Annotated in this window: 25 protein-coding genes and 2 pseudogenes; 15 read left to right on the top strand and 12 right to left on the bottom strand. The window is 46.6% G+C overall.

Features of this window, described 5'->3' with window-relative positions; all coding sequences use genetic code 11:
* Positions 1-207: 207 nt before the first annotated feature.
* On the top strand, positions 208-1,230 hold the full coding sequence (locus tag RIN69_RS13065) for a glycosyltransferase family 9 protein (protein ID WP_313852309.1): 1,023 nt from the start codon (positions 208-210) through the stop codon (positions 1,228-1,230).
* Between the two features lie 78 nt (positions 1,231-1,308).
* Here RIN69_RS13065 and RIN69_RS13070 read toward each other — a convergent pair whose 3' ends face one another.
* Complete coding sequence (locus RIN69_RS13070; RefSeq protein ID WP_313852310.1) at positions 1,309-1,557, bottom strand: hypothetical protein; 249 nt, start codon at positions 1,555-1,557, stop codon at positions 1,309-1,311.
* A 327-nt stretch (positions 1,558-1,884) separates the two neighbouring features.
* Here RIN69_RS13070 and RIN69_RS13075 point away from each other — a divergent pair, with 327 nt between their 5' ends.
* Positions 1,885-2,313, top strand: coding sequence for a type II toxin-antitoxin system HicB family antitoxin (locus RIN69_RS13075; RefSeq protein WP_313852312.1), 429 nt, complete (start codon positions 1,885-1,887; stop codon positions 2,311-2,313).
* A 24-nt stretch (positions 2,314-2,337) separates the two neighbouring features.
* Here the strand turns inward: RIN69_RS13075 and RIN69_RS13080 are convergent, their stop codons facing one another.
* Positions 2,338-2,766, bottom strand: a complete 429-nt coding sequence (locus RIN69_RS13080) for a DUF4186 domain-containing protein (protein ID WP_313852314.1) — start codon at positions 2,764-2,766, stop codon at positions 2,338-2,340.
* Between the two features lie 166 nt (positions 2,767-2,932).
* On the opposite strand from RIN69_RS13080, the gene RIN69_RS13085 reads away from it, so the two are divergent.
* Positions 2,933-3,226, top strand: a complete 294-nt coding sequence (locus tag RIN69_RS13085) for a hypothetical protein (RefSeq protein WP_313852315.1) — start codon at positions 2,933-2,935, stop codon at positions 3,224-3,226.
* Between the two features lie 25 nt (positions 3,227-3,251).
* Here the strand turns inward: RIN69_RS13085 and RIN69_RS13090 are convergent, their stop codons facing one another.
* Entirely contained in the window at positions 3,252-4,166 is a 915-nt protein-coding gene (locus tag RIN69_RS13090; RefSeq protein ID WP_313852316.1) for a LysR family transcriptional regulator, read from the bottom strand.
* Between the two features lie 89 nt (positions 4,167-4,255).
* Between RIN69_RS13090 and RIN69_RS13095 the strand changes: the two genes are divergently transcribed.
* From RIN69_RS13095 to RIN69_RS13115, 5 genes are all read left to right on the top strand, one after another.
* Complete coding sequence (locus RIN69_RS13095; RefSeq protein ID WP_313852317.1) at positions 4,256-5,776, top strand: MFS transporter; 1,521 nt, start codon at positions 4,256-4,258, stop codon at positions 5,774-5,776.
* Between the two features lie 71 nt (positions 5,777-5,847).
* On the top strand, positions 5,848-6,567 hold the full coding sequence (locus RIN69_RS13100) for a DUF6875 domain-containing protein (RefSeq protein ID WP_313852318.1): 720 nt from the start codon (positions 5,848-5,850) through the stop codon (positions 6,565-6,567).
* 74 nt (positions 6,568-6,641) lie between these two features.
* A complete protein-coding gene (locus RIN69_RS13105; protein ID WP_313857739.1) occupies positions 6,642-7,985 on the top strand; it encodes a tryptophanase in 1,344 nt (447 codons plus the stop codon).
* Between the two features lie 31 nt (positions 7,986-8,016).
* Positions 8,017-9,273: an acyl-CoA dehydrogenase family protein gene (locus RIN69_RS13110; protein ID WP_313852320.1), complete on the top strand. Its 1,257-nt coding sequence runs from the start codon at positions 8,017-8,019 to the stop codon at positions 9,271-9,273.
* A gap of 16 nt (positions 9,274-9,289) precedes the next feature.
* A complete protein-coding gene (locus RIN69_RS13115; RefSeq protein WP_313852321.1) occupies positions 9,290-10,750 on the top strand; it encodes a 4-hydroxyphenylacetate 3-hydroxylase family protein in 1,461 nt (486 codons plus the stop codon).
* 176 nt (positions 10,751-10,926) lie between these two features.
* Here RIN69_RS13115 and RIN69_RS13120 read toward each other — a convergent pair whose 3' ends face one another.
* Positions 10,927-11,649: a YoaK family protein gene (locus RIN69_RS13120; RefSeq protein WP_313852322.1), complete on the bottom strand. Its 723-nt coding sequence runs from the start codon at positions 11,647-11,649 to the stop codon at positions 10,927-10,929.
* Between the two features lie 329 nt (positions 11,650-11,978).
* On the opposite strand from RIN69_RS13120, the gene RIN69_RS13125 reads away from it, so the two are divergent.
* On the top strand, positions 11,979-12,497 hold the full coding sequence (locus RIN69_RS13125; protein ID WP_313852323.1) for a hypothetical protein: 519 nt from the start codon (positions 11,979-11,981) through the stop codon (positions 12,495-12,497).
* Positions 12,498-12,757: 260 nt separating this feature from the next.
* Here RIN69_RS13125 and RIN69_RS13130 read toward each other — a convergent pair whose 3' ends face one another.
* On the bottom strand, positions 12,758-12,934 hold the full coding sequence (locus RIN69_RS13130; protein WP_313852325.1) for a hypothetical protein: 177 nt from the start codon (positions 12,932-12,934) through the stop codon (positions 12,758-12,760).
* Between the two features lie 330 nt (positions 12,935-13,264).
* Between RIN69_RS13130 and RIN69_RS13135 the strand changes: the two genes are divergently transcribed.
* A complete protein-coding gene (locus RIN69_RS13135; protein ID WP_313852326.1) occupies positions 13,265-13,423 on the top strand; it encodes a hypothetical protein in 159 nt (52 codons plus the stop codon).
* Between the two features lie 114 nt (positions 13,424-13,537).
* Here RIN69_RS13135 and RIN69_RS13140 read toward each other — a convergent pair whose 3' ends face one another.
* The 5 genes from RIN69_RS13140 to RIN69_RS13160 all read right to left on the bottom strand — a co-directional run bounded on the left by RIN69_RS13140 (position 13,538) and on the right by RIN69_RS13160 (position 16,586).
* Positions 13,538-13,861: a S24/S26 family peptidase gene (locus RIN69_RS13140; protein ID WP_313852328.1), complete on the bottom strand. Its 324-nt coding sequence runs from the start codon at positions 13,859-13,861 to the stop codon at positions 13,538-13,540.
* Positions 13,862-13,863: 2 nt separating this feature from the next.
* Positions 13,864-14,103: a DNA polymerase V gene (locus RIN69_RS13145; RefSeq protein WP_313852329.1), complete on the bottom strand. Its 240-nt coding sequence runs from the start codon at positions 14,101-14,103 to the stop codon at positions 13,864-13,866.
* A 656-nt stretch (positions 14,104-14,759) separates the two neighbouring features.
* On the bottom strand, positions 14,760-15,260 hold the full coding sequence (locus tag RIN69_RS13150; protein WP_313852330.1) for an SHOCT domain-containing protein: 501 nt from the start codon (positions 15,258-15,260) through the stop codon (positions 14,760-14,762).
* A gap of 135 nt (positions 15,261-15,395) precedes the next feature.
* Positions 15,396-15,734 (bottom strand): DUF2511 domain-containing protein, encoded by a 339-nt coding sequence (locus tag RIN69_RS13155; RefSeq protein WP_313852331.1) that lies wholly within the window; start codon positions 15,732-15,734, stop codon positions 15,396-15,398.
* 9 nt (positions 15,735-15,743) lie between these two features.
* Positions 15,744-16,586, bottom strand: coding sequence for a phage repressor protein CI (locus RIN69_RS13160; protein WP_313852332.1), 843 nt, complete (start codon positions 16,584-16,586; stop codon positions 15,744-15,746).
* Positions 16,587-16,700: 114 nt separating this feature from the next.
* On the opposite strand from RIN69_RS13160, the gene RIN69_RS13165 reads away from it, so the two are divergent.
* The 3 genes and pseudogenes from RIN69_RS13165 to RIN69_RS13175 all read left to right on the top strand — a co-directional run bounded on the left by RIN69_RS13165 (position 16,701) and on the right by RIN69_RS13175 (position 17,472).
* Positions 16,701-17,102 carry a hypothetical protein gene (locus tag RIN69_RS13165; protein ID WP_313852334.1) on the top strand — a complete coding sequence of 134 codons (402 nt, stop codon included), beginning with the start codon at positions 16,701-16,703 and terminating at the stop codon, positions 17,100-17,102.
* 31 nt (positions 17,103-17,133) lie between these two features.
* A pseudogene (locus RIN69_RS13170) lies at positions 17,134-17,343 on the top strand (phage regulatory CII family protein); the annotation flags it as partial.
* Positions 17,338-17,472 carry a lysis system i-spanin subunit Rz gene (locus RIN69_RS13175; protein WP_313857740.1) on the top strand — a complete coding sequence of 45 codons (135 nt, stop codon included), beginning with the start codon at positions 17,338-17,340 and terminating at the stop codon, positions 17,470-17,472. The pseudogene RIN69_RS13170 and the gene RIN69_RS13175, both read left to right, overlap by 6 nt.
* Here RIN69_RS13175 and RIN69_RS13180 read toward each other — a convergent pair.
* The gene (locus RIN69_RS13180; protein ID WP_313852336.1) at positions 17,450-18,058 is read right to left on the bottom strand and encodes a hypothetical protein; all 609 of its coding nucleotides are present in this window, start codon (positions 18,056-18,058) and stop codon (positions 17,450-17,452) included. The two genes, RIN69_RS13175 and RIN69_RS13180, sit on opposite strands and share 23 nt — an antisense overlap.
* 25 nt (positions 18,059-18,083) lie before the next feature.
* On the opposite strand from RIN69_RS13180, the pseudogene RIN69_RS13185 reads away from it, so the two are divergent.
* A pseudogene (locus tag RIN69_RS13185) lies at positions 18,084-18,302 on the top strand (terminase small subunit); the annotation flags it as partial.
* A gap of 151 nt (positions 18,303-18,453) precedes the next feature.
* Positions 18,454-18,879, top strand: coding sequence for a tyrosine-type recombinase/integrase (locus RIN69_RS13190; protein WP_313852337.1), 426 nt, complete (start codon positions 18,454-18,456; stop codon positions 18,877-18,879).
* A gap of 373 nt (positions 18,880-19,252) precedes the next feature.
* Here the strand turns inward: RIN69_RS13190 and RIN69_RS13195 are convergent, their stop codons facing one another.
* Positions 19,253-19,594, bottom strand: a complete 342-nt coding sequence (locus tag RIN69_RS13195; protein WP_313852338.1) for a YebY family protein — start codon at positions 19,592-19,594, stop codon at positions 19,253-19,255.
* Positions 19,595-19,617 lie beyond the last annotated feature (23 nt).

The raw sequence follows: 19,617 nt of genomic DNA on the forward strand, positions 1-19,617 counted from the left end.
GGAGCCGTGTGGATTATCTACAGCTAGTACCAACAACGGCATCGTTGTTCCCGGTGTGATAAACTAAAAATAGCTTAATGTATTTATTATATCTTGAGTAATACTTATGGCTTTATCCTAAAAAAATAGAATTTCAACTAAAACTGCCCTTATTTCACTTGGTTATGTTAAGCTGCACCGCACAGTATATTGACATATCGAAGTGAAATGAAAATCCTGTTAATTCGGCGTGATAACATCGGTGACCTTATCCTCACTACCCCGCTTATTGCAACGCTGGCAACCTCACTAAACTGTAAAGTTGATGTACTGGTCAATACCTATAATCAGCCGATTCTTGAGCACAACCCGCACGTGGGTAAAGTGCATATTTACAGTAAACTTCATCACCGCCAGCCTGGTCAGTCCGCCACCGGTGTTATTTTCCGACGCGCTAAAACAATGATTGATATCCGTCGCGCAGGTTACGACGTGGCAATTATTGCCCGGGAACAGTGGGATAAACGCCCATTACAATGGGCGAAACTCTCTGGCGCAAAACGCATTCTCGCAATTGGCGAAAATGCCCCGGCATCAATTACCGACTGCATTCCACCTTCTCAGCAGCAGCAGCATATCGTTGAGCTGCTCAATCAGTTTGCGCAGAAGCTGGGTATTGCGCAACAGCCCGGGCCACTGGAGCTGTATGTGACGCCGCAGGAACTGGCACATGCAGCACAGCTGCTCTCATTGCCGACCGGCGTACCGCTGTATGGATTACAAATCAGCGCGCGCAAGCCGATGCAGCGCTGGCAGGCTGATAAATTTATTGAACTGGCACACCGCCTCGCACGTCAGGAAAACTGCCACTTTCTGCTGTTCTGGTCACCAGGCAGCGCCGATAATCAGCAGCATCCTGGCGATGACGATAAGGCGCAATATATTATCGACAACTGTAAGGACATTGCTCTGACGCCGGTCATCACCGGCAATCTGCGCGCCCTGATGGCTGCGGTTTCACTTTGCGACCAGATGCTGACCAGCGACGGCGGTGCACTGCATATTGCTGCTGCACTGGGCAAACCGGTGGTGGCACTGTTTGGTAACAGCGATGCCTGGTTCTGGGGACCGTGGCAGGTGCCAAACAAAGTGGTCTCTGAAGAATCGCGAAATGTCGGTGATATAACGGTAGAGAGGGTTGAACAACAGTTTTTGCAGTTGCGTCAATCAGTGCTGAATGCCGCCAAATAATTGAAAAGCTCTCCCGCTGGCCGTTGGGTGGTGGGAGAGTGTCAGCGCAACTATCATGAAAGCAATAGAGGTTTAGATTTAGCGACTGCCCGCTTTTCTGTCACGATGGTTCGAATACCACACCAGCGCAGCACCGAGGGCTAACAGCACAATCGTCAGCGCCGTCTTATTCTCTTCGGTACCCGCTAAACCACCGACACCCAGAAAATATCCGGCAGCAATCACCGACTTAAGCAGCTTACTGGCATTGCTTTGCTGCTTAAGGCAGATACCACGCACCGCCCAGGCTCCCAGAACTAACCCCAGCAGCGCTAACATGGTTCCCATTGTTCACACCTTTTCAATGTTGTTTATCGCGAACACCCTTTTCCCGACGGAACAGGCCTGATCGTTTAACGGGTGGCTAAATCATTCTGCCATTAGATGCTTTTTGCAAAGCTCCGTTTTATCCAGCTCAACCAGTGCTTTTCGGCTACAAGCCGGAATCATTATTTCGTGCAGGGTATCGCGAGTATCAGTATCGTAACGGTGCGGACTCGTTGGCCGGCGATCTTTGCGAACGCATCTGATATCCATACCCTAGTGATTTCGCTTATCTTATGGCTGACAGGCTTAAAAAGCCATTGAGAAATCACGATTTTTAAGAGGTTCAACATGTATAAATATCCGGCAGCGGTCAGCTTTGACGAGGAAACGGGCAGCTGGGAAATCGTATTTCGTGACTTCGAAACGCTTCCTGCCATCGCCCTGAACGAAGATGACATTGAGTTAGAGGCAACGGAAGGATTAATCACCGCTATTGCTGAAAGCATCAGTTCTCGCAGCTTGATTCCACTTCCTTCTGAGGCCGTCGGGGAGGAGATACTGGTTTATCTGCCACTACTCACCTGCCTGAAAGCCGCCTTAAGCAATGCTCTGATTAACACCGGCACGCGCAAGGCAGAACTGGCCAGAAAGATGAACATGAATGGCCCGCAAACCGATCGGCTGCTGGATGTCAGTCATGCTTCAAAAGTCGAGACGCTGGAACAAGCGCTGTATCTGCTGGGGTATGAGGTCAGACTATCGGTGGCGGCGATTTAAATGCGCTACCGCCGGTTAGATTAATCAGAGTAAATCCAGCTGACCGCCTGCATCAGGTTTTGCTTTAGTATCGGCCGTTTTCTTCTGCGGCGGCGCGGGATTCTGCATCTGCTGAGTGATCCAGCGTATTATCACCTCTACCGCATGGCTTTGCTGCGCAGAGGTCAACGGCTGATTCTGCCCAATACCGTGCCATTTGCTCAGGCAACCACGACAACAGGTGGCCGTGGCATGCTGAGCAATAAACACCGGATGCCCGCGCATTGGCGTCTGCTTGCCATCATTGGCTGGTATCGCCGGTGATAAACGCAGCCTGATAAACTCAGCCGCATGTATTCTGATTGCCTGTTCACCCTTATTCTGACAATAGTCATACTCAGCGCGGCCCAAACGGAAGCGCTGACGAAAAGGTGAGCGGAGAAGTTGCGTGAAAATGTCATCAATTGGAAGCATTAGGGTTGCAGCGTTAAGATCGGTATAGGTGACATCATACCAGCCAGCCCCACTTTTGACTTGCGGTTAAACAGAAGTTGATGCGAATCCCAGGGGTGACAGTCAGCTTCAGTTAATTTATGTTTCAGGCATCTGAAATGATGAGCATTTAAGAAGACTTATATTAATGAAATGGATTATTTTTGCCACCGTGTTAGCTTCAACCGGAGCGTTTGCTGAAAACCGCAGTTTTGAATCGCCAGAAGTACGCTGCCTGAACGACCACACCTTGCCATTTATTGATGGCGAGCTCAGCGCGCAAGATATTGTTGATGATGCCTTTTTCCGCTGCAAAGATCCCATCGATGACTGGAGAAAGTCACGCGAAAGCCTACCGCAACAGATGCAAAAACAGCAATTCTCAGAGCTTTATGACTTTTATATCAGGATGATTGTTATAAGACGTAAAGCGGGTCATTAATATACGAAACGCGATTGCAATGCAGCTACTGAATCAGTGAAGCGTTATTCCAGCATTGATATAGCCAGTCATAGAGCGCGGTAATACGGTGTGGTACATACCGACTCTTTAATCTGACCAGATGGACGGGCAGTGCCGCCAGTCGCCAGTCGGGTAACAACTGAACCAACTCCCCGGTTTCAAGACAGCTTTTGAACAGCCAGGCTGGGCCTGCGTGAATACCTGCACCGCCAATCACCGCCTGTCGAATTGCCCCTACATTATTAAGAAAAAATATCCCTGTCAGTTCAACATGCTCTGTTTCACCTGCCCGCTCCATTTTCAAACGTGAAAGATGTTTTTCCCTGCTGAGAGAATAGACAACAGCTCTGTGGAGCCTCAGATCAGCAGGTCGTCGCGGCACGCTTGTTTCTGCCAGGTAAGCCGGGCTGGCGCAGATAATGTTTGGCATATCGCCCAGACGTCTGACGACCAAATCGGAAGCAGACATTTCACCAATGCGAATAGCCAGGTCGAAACCCTCCTCCATCAAATCCAGTCGATTATCTGAAAGAACCAGATCAAACAGCACAGCAGGATGCTGGCGCTGAAATGCCATCAGCCAGCGGGTCACATAACACTCACCAAAGCTTACCGGTGCCGTAATCCGTATCGTGCCGCTCACTATCGGTGATCGGGCATCAAGATCGGTAAGAACCCCTTCCATATCCTCGATAATTGGACGCATTTTTTCGTAAGCGCGCTCACCGGCAGCGGTAAGGCTGAGGTTTCGTGTGGATCGGTAGAGAAGCTGCACCTTAAGGCGTTTCTCCAGTGCGGTGATTCGCCGGCTGACCGACGACGGTTCAAGTTGCAGATCTTCCGCAGCTTTTGAGAGGCTGCCCCGCTCTACAATCCGAAAGAACAATCTCCAGAGAGACACTTCATCATTCATGCGCATAGCGCAATACCATTATGGATTCGCGGCAATGTCAATGCATATTGCAGATGGTATTCTCAATCACTAATAAAAAATAAGGTATGGATACCGTGGATAGGCGTTCTGATCTTCAGTCTTCTTCTAATCGTTACTGGGTGCTGTTTGCTGTCTGTGCTGCGGGATTGATCCTGCCCCTTGAATACACTGGCCCTGCGATGGCATTGCCCGCTATTCAGCGTGACATTGGCGGTAGTCCTGTCGCCCTGGCGTGGGTGGTAAATGCATTTGCACTCAGTTTCGGCAGCGCCGTGATGGCCGCTGGCGCGCTGGCCGATCAATATGGACGCAAGCGCATATTTTGTTTGGGTATCGCCAGTTTTTCCACCTTGTCTGTACTGGTTGGCCTTGCGCAAAGCTTGATTATCCTTGACCTGATACGTGGTGCACAGGGGCTTGCCGCCGCCCTGACCATTGCGGGCGGATCGGCAATACTGGCGCAGGAGTTCAGTGGTCGCGCCAGAACCAAGGCTTTTGCCCTGCTCGGCACCGCATTTGGCCTGGGGCTGGCTTTTGGCCCGATAATCGCTGGTGTGTTAGTCGAAACCTTGGGGTGGCGCTCAATATTCTTCCTCGGAGCCCTGGTCGGTGGAGCCGCAATGGTGATCGGGAGTATACAAATGCGTGAGTCGCGCGATCCTGATGCCCGGCGTCTCGATTTGTGGGGGCTGATTAGCTTCACTCTGTTTTTGCTGCTGCTGACGTTTGGCATTATGCAAATCCCACAAAGCGGCTGGTTTAGCGCCCCGGTAATGGGCATGCTGCTGACATCCATCGTTGTTTTTATATGCTTTATTCGCATTGAATTAACCCACGAGCGGGCAATGCTGGACTTAACGCTATTCCGTTATCCGCGATTTGTCGGCGTGCAGCTTCTGCCCATCGGGACCGCTATCTGCTTTATCGTTTTGCTTATCCTGCTGCCACTCCGATTGGTTGGCATCAATGGCATGAGTGAGATAAGCGCAGGGGCAACCATGATCGCGCTGTCAGCGCCAATGATGGTGGTCCCTTTGCTCGCCGCACTCCTCACCCGTTGGTTTTCTGCCACAACCTTATCGTGCGGGGGATTGTTGATCGCTGCCGCTGGCTTGGGCTGGCTGGGCATGCTTCCCATCAGTACACCATGGTTTAGCATGCTTCCTGCGTTGTTACTGATTGGCTTGGGTACTGGTCTGCCATGGGGACTAATGGATGATCTTTCCATCAGCGTTGTGCCCGTCGAACGTGCAGGAATGGCGACGGGCATATTCACCACTACCCGAGCATGCGGCGAGGCCATTTGTGTCGCTGCATCGCTCGCCCTGCTGAATGGGCTATTGCAGTATCAACTGCAGAATATTGCTGTCGATACGCTGTCTGCGGCACCGGATATCAAGACTATCGCTAACAGTATGGCGTTGGGTAACCTGGATCAGGCGATGCAGGCTTCCCAACCGGCAGGATTAGCCATTCACCAGTTAAACACTGCTTACAGTAAAGCATTTCGCGGCGTTGTTTTTACATTGATGACAATCACGTTAATCGCAGCATTCGTTTGCCGCCTGACGCTGAGCTACAGCAAGGAGAAATGACTCTGTAATTTTGAAAACTGCACCACGTTATAAGATTCGTAAATTCTGCTGCGATAATTAGGAGGTGATGCATGGTGAAAGTGATTAATGAAGTATGCGGATCTGCACATCTGAAATTGATAACGATAAAAGAGGTTATTAATTCAATTGAGACAGGTTCAACAGTCCTGTCCCCTCTGCAGCAAGTCGCACAGTGGGGCGTTGATTATTTGTGCAATACTAATCCTGATATAGGACGTCCGGGTGTCGTATGCCCCTGGTCTGCTGTAGCCAAGGAAAAGGAGACTTTCTGGCTAACTGAACTCACCACCAGGGGGCGTAAAGAGCAGGATGTTTATCATGACATTTTATCTGCTATTAAATGCTTCAATCAGCAATTGCCACTTAATTGTGTTGATACTCAGTATAAAACCATCGTCATAACGTTACCCGATGTTAATCCGGAAAACAAGATTAACGATTTGCATACTTTGTTAAAACCTGCATTTCTTGAAGCAGGATTAATGCTGGGAGAGTTCTTTTCAACTTGCACTAAACCTGGCTTAAGAAATTCAGCATTTCATCCCTTAAGATCGCCAATTCCATTATTAGTAGTGCGGGAAATGGTTGAGTTTGATATTGCATTTCTTGCGGATTCCAAAGTAAACGTCATTAATTACTTAAAATGCCATGGAGAAAAAGGGAAGACCGCGATAAGAACTCTGTTGAAAAATAATCAGCGACTGGATTTAAGCCCACAAAAAATTACAGTCCTTGAAGAGGTTATCGCGGACTACGCCAGCAATACTTAACCAGATGAGGCAGCGAGGAAATTCATGTGATTATTCCAGAGCCATACCGTATCAAGGTGGTCCAACCAATAAAAATGACAACCCGTGCATATCGTGAGACTGCACTACTTAACGCAGGGCTAAACCCATTTTTACTGAAAGCAGATGATGTATTTATCGATTTACTCACCGACAGCGGCACCGGAGCAATGAGTGACCAACAGTGGGCGGGAATAATGCGCGGTGATGAATCCTATGCTGGCAGTAGCAGTTTCTACAGGCTGGCTGAAGTGGTCGAACGACTCTTTCATTATCAACACACCATTCCGGTACATCAGGGCCGTGGTGCTGAGCAAATTCTTTTTCCCAGCCTTGTGGAACGCGCGAAACAAAGAGGCGCATCAAAACCATTATTTATCTCCAATCACCACTTTGACACCACAAAAGCTCACGTTGAAATAGCTGGCGGCATCGCAAAAAATTTTATTTGCAAAGCAGCACTTGATACCTCGACTTACAGTGACTGGAAGGGAAATCTGGATGTTGCGAAGTTAGCCTCAGAGATCGAACAGTCAGGTGCAGAGCAAATAGCTGCAGTCGTCATTACCATTACCTGCAATAGTGTGGGCGGGCAACCCGTATCAATGAGTAATATCCAACAGGTTTCGACGCTGGCCCGTCATCATGAAATTCCAGTAGTCATTGACGCCGCGCGCTTTGCCGAAAATGCCTATTTTATAAAGCAACGAGATCCGCTTTACGCAGACAAAAGTATTCACGATATTGTGGCCGGGATGTTCGTTAACGGCGACATCTTTACTATGTCTGCCAAGAAGGACGGTTTGGTTAATATTGGTGGACTGTGCTGCTTTAAGACTGATAAAACGCTATTCGAGCGCGTCCAGCGCCAATGCGTAATTATGGAAGGTTTCGTGACTTATGGCGGGCTCGCCGGTCGCGACATGGAAGCAATGGCAATCGGCTTGCAAGAGGCGTGTGATGAGGAGTATCTGCGCAGCCGTATAGCCCAGGTCGAATATCTTGGCGAAAAACTTCAACGCGCAGGCATTCCTGTACAGACACCAGTAGGGGGCCACGCCGTCTTCGTTGATGCCAGTAAGGTACTGAGCAGCGTACCTTCGACTTTTTTTCCTGCTCAGATGCTCTGCAATGCGCTTTACATAGAGAGTGGCGTCCGCGCGACTGAAATTGGTTCGCTTATGATGGGGCGAAATCCTGTAACTCGAGAACAGGAACCCGCCTTATTTGAGCTAATGCGCCTCACTATTCCCCGTCGTACCTACACCAACAATCATATGGACTACGTCGCGGAATCGCTGGTCAGATTAATTGAAAAGGCACCGCAACTACGCAAACTTGTTTTTGAATATGAGCCTGAGGTCTTAAGACAGTTCACGGCTCGTTTCAAAGAGATTTAATGCCAGATCCTTCAATATTACGGGGACCGACATGGAAGCAGAAACAGGCATAAAACAGCAAACCACTGGACCCAATCCGGCGGAAATTACCAGACTAATTAACCTGGCTGAACGGCTGCAAGAGGGTTTACGGACCAGCCAAAGAGAGCACGATGACCTTGGTACCTACTCACCTTCACTGCATCAGCAGTTTCATGAGCATGGCTTTTATCGGCTACTACTGCCACGCCGTTACGGCGGCTTTGAAGTTAGCCTGAAAGACTATTATCGCGTCATGATCGCCATTGCCCGTGGCCATCCTGCGATAGGCTGGAATCTCACTTTAGGGGCGGCTCATGGACTGTTAGTCGCCTCACACTGGCCTGAAGCGGTACAGGACGAATTATTTGATAAGCAAAACTATTTCGTAGCTCCGCATCGTGCATTTCCTGATGGACGTTGCCACAGGGTTAACAATGGTTTTATGGTAGAGGGTGTTTTTCGTTATTGCACCGGAATAACGTATTCTACTCACCTGATTGTTAATACCCTTTATAGCGAAAGTGATGGAGCGCCTGCTAAGTCGATCAACTGCATCATTCCACGGAAGAACTATGAAATTTTAGACGACTGGGGTGGCGATCGAACTCTGGGTATGCGAGCGAGCGGTTCCAATAGCGCACGCGTAGCTGCTACGTTCATACCAGAAAGGATGACCGTTCCTTTCTCTGGCTTTTATGCTAATCAGGACGTATCACAGGGTTCCATTGGAACCCAACTGCACAAAAATCCATTGTATCTCGGTTATCTGATGGTGCCCTATCACGCCAATCTGGTAGCACCGGTTATCGGCGCAGCCAAAGCCGCTCTCGATGAATATCAAACCATTTTGCAGACACGCCCGACGACTCTCTGCTCATCGTTGCGCCGTGAAGACGACAATTTTTATCAGCAGTTATTTGGTCAGGCCCTCGTTCTGACAGAAGCTGCAGAAGCCATTCTGCTGCAGGTTTGTGATCAGCAGCGAGAATTAGGCGAACGATGGCAACGAACAGCAAAACCGATAAGTCTTTCAGAAAACGTTAAGGGATGGGGAGCTTTGCAGCAGGCAGGTCGTCTGGCCTGTGATGCCATCGAACTACTGTTCCATACGGCGGGGTCGTCTGAAACACGAAAAGACGCTCGGCTGTTGAGATATTTTACCGACGCTCAAATGTATCGCAGCCATACAGGTTCACAATGGGAGAGTTTCTCAGCATATGTTGGACGGGCACAGCTTGGAAAACCGCTCGATTTTCTTAACCTATAAAAGTGTGGGAAGTAATATGCCAAGAAGCGGAGAACACTATATAAATAGCCTGCGGGATGGCAGAACCGTCTATCTGAACGGTGAAAAGATTATTAATCATGTTGACCACCCCGCTTTCAGCAATGCGATCAGATCAGTCGCTAAACTCTATGATTATCAAGCCAGTAACACAGAATTAATGACCTTCGAAACTCCCTGCGGTAATCGTGTGGGCCGGGCGTGGCAATTGCCAACCTCACGCCAAATCCTTGCCGAAAGAGGTGATGCAGCTTATGCATGGGCCAGGCAAAGTTGTGGGTGGCTGGGAAGAAGTCCGGATCATGTTGCCTCTGCCATCACTGGCATGATTACCCATATCAAACTTTTCGATATCTATTCAGTGGAGCGCGCAGACGCACTCAGACGCTATTATGAGTTTGCACGTGACAAAGATCTCTACCTGACTTATGCCATCGTCAATCCTCAGGGCGATCGATCTAAGTCACCCGGCGAGCACACGAGGAACCAATTCCACACTCTTGGGGTTGTACGAGAAATGCGAGACGGTATTATTGTTAGGGGTGCGAAGATGCTCGGTACCGCTGCTGTTCTGGCAGAAGAGATTCTTGTTGCTGTACAAAACCCTCTCAAACCCGGAGTGGACGATAAATACGCGCTGTCATTTGCCTTGCCTCTTAATACGCAGGGCATCCGGATACTTGCCCGCAAATCTTATGAGGCAACATCTACCCAACTGGATGCACCACTCGCCCATCATTTCGATGAAAACGACGCTATAATCTTTTTCGAAGATGTATTTGTGCCGTGGGAGCGGATTTTCGTTTATTCAAATACTGCTATGTGTCGGCAGCAGTTTCACGGCACGGCAGCGGAAATCCTGATGGATACCCAGAGCCAGGCGCGCTACGCGGTAAAATTGCATTTTCTCGCTGGACTGGCACAGCGCATGACTCAGATCACCGGAATTAATGAGTTTCCATCTGTGCGTGAATCGCTGGCGAATATTGCATGCCACGCAACAACTGTAGAAGGTCTGTTCCGCAGCTTGCTGCATAACCCTATCCAATACGGCAATTATTTCATACCGAATCAAGTCCTGCTCTACGCCTGCCAGGCCTTCGCCCAGACAATCTATCCACAGGTTATCGAAATCATCCGTAAGTTAGCTGGTGGCGGTGTTATTATGTTGCCGTCCAGTGTTCTGGATTTTAATAATCCTGAATTAAATTATATGATCGAAGCCACGCAATATTCTTCAGTAACTTCTGCGATCGAACGTGTAAAACTGATGAAGTTGGTGTGGGATGCCATAGGTTCAGAATTCGGTTCGAGACACACCCAGTACGAAATGTTTTACTCTGGTCCACATTTTGCCACTCTTGCACGCCTGTATGGACGCTATGACTGGCAAAATGCGACCGATATGACCAGTACGCTACTGGCGTCTGATGATATGATGGATTTCAGAACCCCGTAGAATAGCCAGATAGTACAACCGTTACTCTTAATATGCTCACCTGGAGCCAATCCAACGCTGGTCAACGTCGACACTCCACTGCCAACTATCGGCCTGGCTTTGATGTTTGCAGCAAGGCCGTGTAAATCCGCCAGGCCGCCACATTTACAACGCAACCACCCATCACATCCTGTGTTTCAATGACTGAGAATTCTTTTTTTTATTAATATAGTCCTCAATGCTAAACACATCAGGCCGACACCCGTTAGCATCAGAAATTTATAGCTCAGTAAATGATAAAACCAGATACCTGCTACACCTCCCGCGCAAAAACAGCTAATAGTTAAAAAGTGAAGCTTAAGACGTTCTAAATAAATCGGAGCATCTTTGGGTGACTCCTTTCGGCGCAACACATCAAAGAGCATCGCCAGCTCGATACCAATATCAGTAGAAGCACCCGAAACATGCGTAGTTCTTACGCGAGCATTTGAGATACGTGTCACGACAGCATTTTGCAATCCCATTAAAAAACTGAGGCTAAGGATTAAGAAAGAGCCTGATGCTTCTGGCCTGAACCAGCTTTCAATAACACCCAGTGTGAGAAGCGCGGCTCCCTCAATCAGAATATTGACAGCGTATATGCTTCGGATTTTATTTCTACGCCCGGCATTGATAATCATGGTTGAAAAAGCGGCCCCGGCAATAAACATGAATAAAATCGACAGAAAAAACATTCCTGCCGATATATTCGCCTTGGCAAGATGATCTGAAAACGAGGATACATTTCCCGTCATGTTAGCGGAGAAAAACCCCACTATCTCGAACGCCATTGTATTTAAAGCGCCTGCTACTGCGGCCAGCGTGCAGGCAAGCTGGCTATCGACAATATTATTACGCTCACTTTCTGTACTCAGCAGCATAACGCCTACTTAATAAGTATGAAAAACTCAATGATTCTCCGATTCATCGGGTTTAACAAGTAGGCAGCAAAGATAAATTTGGCAGTAAGTTGAGCTGAAACAGTTGCGGGTGTAATTTTACCCAGTCGTTCAATCAGCGAAGCTGGCCGGGACATTCTCAATGTTGTCCTGTAGCCGCGGTTAAGACGTCTTATCAAGGTTAATCCGTGTTGCATAAATCCTGACGCTAAAAGTGTGCAAGGCAGACCCTGCGCACTGATCATCTGTCAGGATAGTCGAGCAGCTGTCACCAGGTTACTCTTGCGACAAACACATCGGAAGAGGCCCACATGGATAAGTTTGACCGGCAATTACAGAACGATATTTTAACCGCTTGCATGAGAGCTTACCCACACTCAGCAGACTTTCTTTATTATCTCAATACCTCTGTCGAAGCTTGCTGGGACCTAAGCAACACAGAAGCCCATAGCAAGCTTCACGCCAATCTGGTTTATCTTGCTGAGCATAATTTGATAAAACTCAATGCAAATCCCCAAGACAGTCCTCTTCATATACTTGAAAATATAACGGCTACCGCTAAAGGCATCGATTTTCTCTTAGATGATGGCGGACTGGGTGCGATACTGGATGTGCAAACAATCCGTCTGCACAACGACACTCTCATTGCGCTTGAAGATATTATTCGCGTTGCTAATATTCCGGAAGAACAGCAGAAAGGATTGATTGCTAAACTCAGGGATCTTCCAGCCGATGCCCTGAAGCATTTGACCTTACAATTACTCACTCAGGGCATTCTGAACTTGCCCCACGCACTTCAGATCATTCAAACTGCCCTACGTAAGGGCTGAATATTGACAGGTCAGGATAGGGAAAAATATTGATGGCTAAGCCTTTCAGTTAGCCTTATCCTGAAAAGATGGCACAAACCGGCATAAGAATGATGCAAAGTCAGAAAGCCTCTTCGCCAGACTTATGCCTAAATTTCTTCAAGAAATTAAAAGGCCTGAATTCGATAAAGTACCGAAGCCAGGCCCAGATAGCTGCCAGATAAACCGTCCAGTTTACAGTGTCAGCTTGTACACCGGGAGCGACAAACAGCTCTGATTATTTATTTTGTTTTAGCTGGCACATATAAATAACAGCCATCACCCCGATTAACCAATACATAGCCGGGTTTAGAAGTGCTTCCTGGACAATATGATGCACCGTTATTAATGGCTGATGCAGGTACAGATACAAATGATGCCAGAAGAGGCAGTGCTAATGTGATTAAGACTTTTTTCATAAAAACCCCATAATAATTACTTAAAATAATATTATTCTGATACTCTACACCAGATATAAGTATAGAATACCGCAGTACCATACTCTGCTAAAAGCAATAGTCAACAATAAGTAACTGGTGCCATTTAAAATGGAATAAGACAGTAAGATAATTGCTAAGCCATCCTGAAAGAGCTGCGAATGAATAATATTATCAGCCTTCACCCTCGAAATAAGATTAATATCACTTTCGATAAGATTATTCTTTTATAGATACTCTATATTATTTTTACAAATCATCCTAAGATGACTTATATATCCAGAACACCAAAAATTCAGTGAAGGAAGCAGTATGTCAACATTCTTAATCATCGCATTCCCGTTACTGGCCGTAGGATTAGCATTAGTTGCGCTTTTTTACCGAAAAAGGGATAAAAATTTTCTTATACCCGGTTTCGTGCTGATTGCGGCCGGGCTGGTGAATGCTGTAATCGGTATGGGTGTTAGTTAGTCTTCTGAACAGTCCGCTTTCGCCGCTGACAAAAAAGTTTTATAAAAAACACAATCGACTATCCGGCCAGCGCGCCGGAAAATTTTTTGCCTGCTCCTTAATAGCTTCGCAAAATCAAATCGTCGGCCTTTCCGCTTCATGCACGCGCAGAATCTCCGACGTCACGACGCCTAACAGCTCTACTTCTTCAAGTACACTTCCTTCGTATGCCTCCCCTTCCTGTGTGATGATGCTGTTACCCATCAGCTTCCCTACCTGAGATTCACCAAACACTTCAAAAACAATTCTATTGCCGCTCCTGGCTGAAATGCTCCTGTCGACAATGAATAACCTGTCGCCGACATCAAGAATCATCATCGATGCCGGATTGATTGCGATGAAGTCATAAATGTTAAGCCGCCTTTCGATATGATCGCCAGCCGGTGACGGGAATCCCATAGCTACCTCCAGTGATTAGCGTTGAAAAGCCTAAACGTTCTGCTTTCCCCTTCCTGAGTAGAGATATCCTTGAACTGATCCTGATGATGTTCAATCCACTGGTTAGCTTCCTTTTCTGTCCAGTGCCAGTTCACTTTCGCCAGCTCCGCAACAAAATCCACAGTGGTAATGGTACGCCCGGTTTTCGGCAGAATTTTTACCGCTGCGCGAAATGCCGCTTCGATTTCGTATTGTCTTGCCATGAGTCTTTAACCCGATAATTACTGTATATGCAAACAGTATTATCAAAGTGTATAACTGATCAAGCGACTTAAGTACAGGTTTGCTCTATGCTGTTGCGCAGTGGGAAAATTTAGAACAGGTCAGGGCTGGCGCTAATCAGGCAAGGGTTAGCGATGACATCCTAAGATGACTGCGCTATAGCCGATTCTTCTGATAGCCTGGAATCAGATTAATCGTCAGTCGCGATACTCCCCACTAACACCGAGCGTTTATTCTGCTAAAACTCCACCTTTAAATCGCCAACATTCAGCCTATTTAAAAAAGTCGACAGAAAGCTCTTCCCGGGATTTTTAGTTCGGTCAGTATTAAATTAGCGCAGTGTTTTGAGCAGCCTGTCGGCTTATGTTCGCGATTGATTTAGCCATACCAAAGTATATCGGGATGCCCGTAGTGTCGGGTATGATTTGGTTTGAACTGAATATTGGTAATTTGAGGAATTTTCGTAATACAAATGAAAATTTCTCTTAAAATAAACAAACAAAAAAAGACCCTGCACCTTTAATGGCACCTAAAATCAATAACTTAGGTGCCATTATGTCTACATTATGCCTACAGCCTATGGTCGGCTCAGTTTGGCGTCTAAATCTTCGAAAAAGGTTTTGCTATGTGATTGAAGTTAGATTAATTCCATTATTTTAGCTTTTTTATCCTGAAATTCCTCTTCAGAGAGAATTCCGGCGGCCTTTAACTCAGCAAGCTTTTTCAGTTGTTCGTAAGGATCGGCTGTTGTAGATATGGGTTGCGAAGCCGTAGGATTAGCGCTCAGATGTCTACCAGCTTCAATTGCAGCAATCAGTAAAGCCTCGCCTTCTTTATTGTAGGTTTTGAATTCGAGGTCATCATGGCTGGTATGCATCTTTATTGACCTGTGGCCGAGTATAGATTTTCTCTCTATAGAAGTTATTGCCTTCAACGGAATATTTTCAATAACCTCGCCCAAAAGCCCTTTTCGATAAAATGCTACCCTTATATCAGTAACAATAAGAGCACCATTGTACTGCTTATCCTTGCCCTGCCCCATCAATCTGCCGATATAACCCTCAGCCCAAGCTACAGCAGCTTCTCCATTCTGGAGGTGCTTACTCTTAAAGTTCTCAACGTGTTTATTGGTTTTCATTCTCAGCCTTCATTGATTGCATGCAGCGTTCAACGCATTGAATATGCGATATAAAATGGCGATTGCTTCTTAGTTCTTTCAATAATTCAGTTTTAGATATTCAGTGGCAACAAAATGTCTACAGTAAACTATGCCTTAATCGCAAAGTTCCAGTCCTTTATCGAGTAATGTGTCAATGCTTTTCTTAGCACCCGGAAACTCGGGGTTATCCAGCCATACCGATTTGATATCACCTGCCTCAACTTTTCCGGCTCTTACCAAGCCCTGAGCCGTTCCATTAAGAGGGTAGTATGTGTCACTCATTGGATTGATGACGAAAACACCGCCACCAGGCAGACACGTCAGAACAGCACGATCAAATTCTAGTGGCCATTCATCGCCTGAATCTTTTTTGAAAACAGCTTCACTATTATCTTTAGAGAATGCAGCACCAGAGAAAGCTAACAATGATGCTAACAAAACAACCTTTTTCATAATTTCCTTTCAAATATGTTTTCCAAGTGTAAACAAAACAGCCCCATAAGGTTTAATATCAGCAAGGGAACACTCATAACTTATTGAGCTATTGGCTAGCCTCAACTTTCCGCCCGGTAGGCGAGCTATATCGAAAACGTCATAAGCGCCATCAACGATAACAAACCATCGGCCGCTGACGATTTCATTTTGGGACCTGTCGATGAGCCATGAATATTTAACACCCTCAATATATTCAGCACTACTTGATGATGCATTTAACAGCGTTGGGTCTGCTGTCCACAGACCTGCATCTTTCAGTCGCCCGGACTCAAAACGATACTTAGGGATCTGGTTAGCTGACGGGATGGCAGATTGATTGCTGGTTGGTTGGCCCTTTCCTGTAGCTAACCATTGAAGTGATACGCCGGTATCGAGTGCGCACGCCACCACCACATCACCGGGGAAATAATCTCGGCGAACCCAAGTGCTTACCGTGCCGGATGAAATGTCGAGTAATTCACATAGCTGTTTTTGCAGGGTAAAGCCGTATGCATCCAGTATGCGCCGCAAAACAAGCTTACCGCCGTTAGTCATAATCTCGTCGTAAAGAGCCTTACCTCTAGCCTCCAGCGGCTCCTTATCAAAACTTGCTTTTGCAAACTCTCCTGTGACCAACCAGTTGACATCACTCTGTGTATCTAAAGCACATTGAACAATCACATTCCCCGGAATCTGGTCACGCTGCAACCAACCGGCAACATTACTCTTTGCAATCTCAAGAAGCTCTGCCAGCTCTTTTTGCATAGTAAACCCATATGAAGACAGGATTCGGTCTAGAACATCAGCAGCTTTTGCAGACTCAATGCGCATTTTGTTACCTTAGATTTGATTTTCATATTTATAGATATGAAAAAACGGATCTACAGTATGTACACACCACATGTAACACCATAGAACACGATGACTTATCGGAGATACTGCTTTATGCATACTGAAAATGCAAACAGTCAGAGCGCATTTGACTTACTTCAATCGCCTGAGCTGCTGTCAAATATTGCATCAGCACTTATGCCGGCTCTTAGCGCAGCGGTTAAAAACGCTATTGTAAAGGCACTTGCGGTCAACACATCCGCAACCATGTCTAAAAAAGACTTCGCAGCAGCCAACGGTATCAGCAAGTCCATGTTAGAGAAGTGGATTGCTAACGGCGTTGTGCTTCTCGCCCCTACCCCAACCAGCACAGTTACGCGAACTATCGAATGCAAAAAGACAGGTCAGACGCGCACTAACGTGATGGAAAAACACGGTAACGCACTGGTAAATGTTGCTGCATGGCGCGAGACAAATCTGCAACACGCAATTAACTGCCGCTATATCAAACGCTAATTTGATTTTGCAAGTTTCAAGGGTTCGAATCATGTTTGATTTTCAGGTTTCCAAACGCTCTCATCTCGATAATGCCTGCCGTCAGTTTGCACAAACGCACAACCTGACCGAGCTGGCGCGCAAAGTCGAAATGAAAGCGCAGGTACTACGCAATAAGCTGAACCCGGAACAACTGCACCAGTTAAGCCTGACTGAACTGATGCTGTTAACTGATGCCAGAGAGGATGCCGCACTGATTGATGATGACGCCAGCGCCAGACTTACTGACGCCGCTCAACGGGATTATTTCACTCTTAAAAAGCCAATCGTCATCATCACCACACAACTAACTGGGCTGCAGCAGTACATTAAAGAACAGTGTCTGGATTAGTGTTCGAAAGACTAAACTCAAGGTGTGTATGAAGCTGGTAAAAGCCCAAGCATTTACCAATAGTTTTCCGAATTAAAGAAGAAACTAATATTATAAGCTTGACTCTGTTGGGGGTTTCATGAGCCTTGAATTCATAGCTTCCCTTGCTTATACCGTCTGAATCAAAAAGCTCTAAGCTTTCTTCATTAAGAGATAAATCAACATCATTATCTATATTCCTGACAAGGTCAGCTAACGAGGTAATAAAACTTTTTTCGATAAAATCAGTGTGTATGTTGTGCGCGAGACCGTTTCTCAGAGAGTTAAATTTATCAAGCACTCTGAAAGATGGTGTAGGCAGGCCAAGTTTTGACGCTAGTTCGAGCTTTTTGAAATAACTTAGTTTGAATGGTCTTCCTTCTTTCGAAGTGGAGTCAAAGAGGTTTTCCTTCCCAATTGCTGAACAAATGAACGCTTCTAGAAAGTTTTCTGTAATCAGGTGAAGCCTCAGTACTACACCAATGTCATCTTTGCTTTCGGTTGATGCTATCAGTGCATTGCGTACTGATTTGTTGTCGAAGAGTCTAATAAAAATAAAGTTATTCATAATGTCCCGGTAAGCAGGTAATTGAATGGCACTCACCGACAGACAAAATATTTTTTGTAGCGAGTACCTTACTTGACTTAAATGCCACGCAAGCGTCCATCAGAGCAGGGTACAGTGATAAAAGCACAAACCGTACAACATCTGAAAACCTGACATCCTAAAAAGGATCGCCGACCTCACTGCAGATCGCAACGAGCAGTTAAACATTTTTGCTGCCTATGTGCTGCGTCATCTGGCAGAAATCTATTAAGTCGATGCGCCTGAAACTGCTTGTGATGGACTATTGTTAAAATCGATAACCAAATGCCTGCCTCATATTGCTGCTATATCGCGGGCTTTGACATAGCTGGAATGTTTGAAAGCATAGTGGATGGAACTCGGAAGATGTCACGCGGATGCTTTTCAGCGATGTCAGGGATAATCGAGTATTTATCACTCAGAGCAAAACCAGCCATAAGCTGGCCATACCTTTAAACCTTGAGCTGAAAGCGTTGGGGTTGTCACTTGAAGCAGTTATCGATTTATGCCGACGGGATAATCCGTCAGATTATATGATCTATTCAGCCGTAAGGCGCGGGGGCAGAAAGCCAGGCCCTGTTACGCCGGTTGCTTTAACCCAGGCTTTTGCTGAAGCACGAGAATTGAGCGGTATTAAGTTCGGTGAAAATCCACCGACATTTCATGAAATACGCAGCCTGGCAAGTCGATTGTTCGAAGCCGAGAATGGCGAGGATTTCGCGCAGAAATTACTGGGACACAAAAACCTGTCAATGACCAAAAAGTATCTGGATTCTCGCGGGCAAGAATACATGATGGTTTAGACTGGATATTGGAAATTCGAACATATTTCGGATAATTTCGGGCTAAACCCTAATAGAAGCAGATGAATCAATAACTTAAAAAAAGACCGAATACGATTCCTATATTCGGTCCAGGGAAATGGCTCTGGTAGAGCCGTGCGCTAAAAGTTGGCATTATTGCAGGCGGTGTCGCCTTGCCCTTTAAAGAGTAGCCAAACTAAAGGGGATTTCCAGCCACAGGTTATCGGCTTGAAAGGAAGAAGTTAACTTTGTGATCGGGATGGCAGAAATCCGAATGCAGCCTTTCACTAATAAAGGCTGTCGACTAGCAGCAGGTGCTAAAAGAGCTCAGCGCGCTTATAAAGAAGCGCGCCAATTTACCGATTTAAATCAATCAGTTGCAGAGTTTGCTTGCGCGTTCAATAAAGGGTGTCAGGCTCATCTTATGCCCCGGGTTTTTCGGGTCATCAATCTGAATCACATTGATTGGCTGAGCTTTTACCTGTCCGGCTAACATCATCTCGCTGGCTTTATTATTCAGCGGATATTGCATCAGCGTGCTGGGATTAATAGCAAATAGCGCGTGGTCGGCGGCGCAGGTCAGCATCACTTCTTCACGGTTAAACGCCCACTTCTCTTTACCGATTTCAAAGCGGCTAACGGTAATGATTTGCGATGCAGCCAGTGCGCTGCTGCTGATGCCCATTGCGAGCAGTAAACAGACCAGTTTTTTCATCGAGTTTTATAACCTCACTGAAC

It is taken from the genome of Winslowiella toletana, from assembly GCF_032164335.1.
GTDB classification, from domain to species: Bacteria; Pseudomonadota; Gammaproteobacteria; order Enterobacterales; family Enterobacteriaceae; genus Erwinia; species Erwinia toletana_A.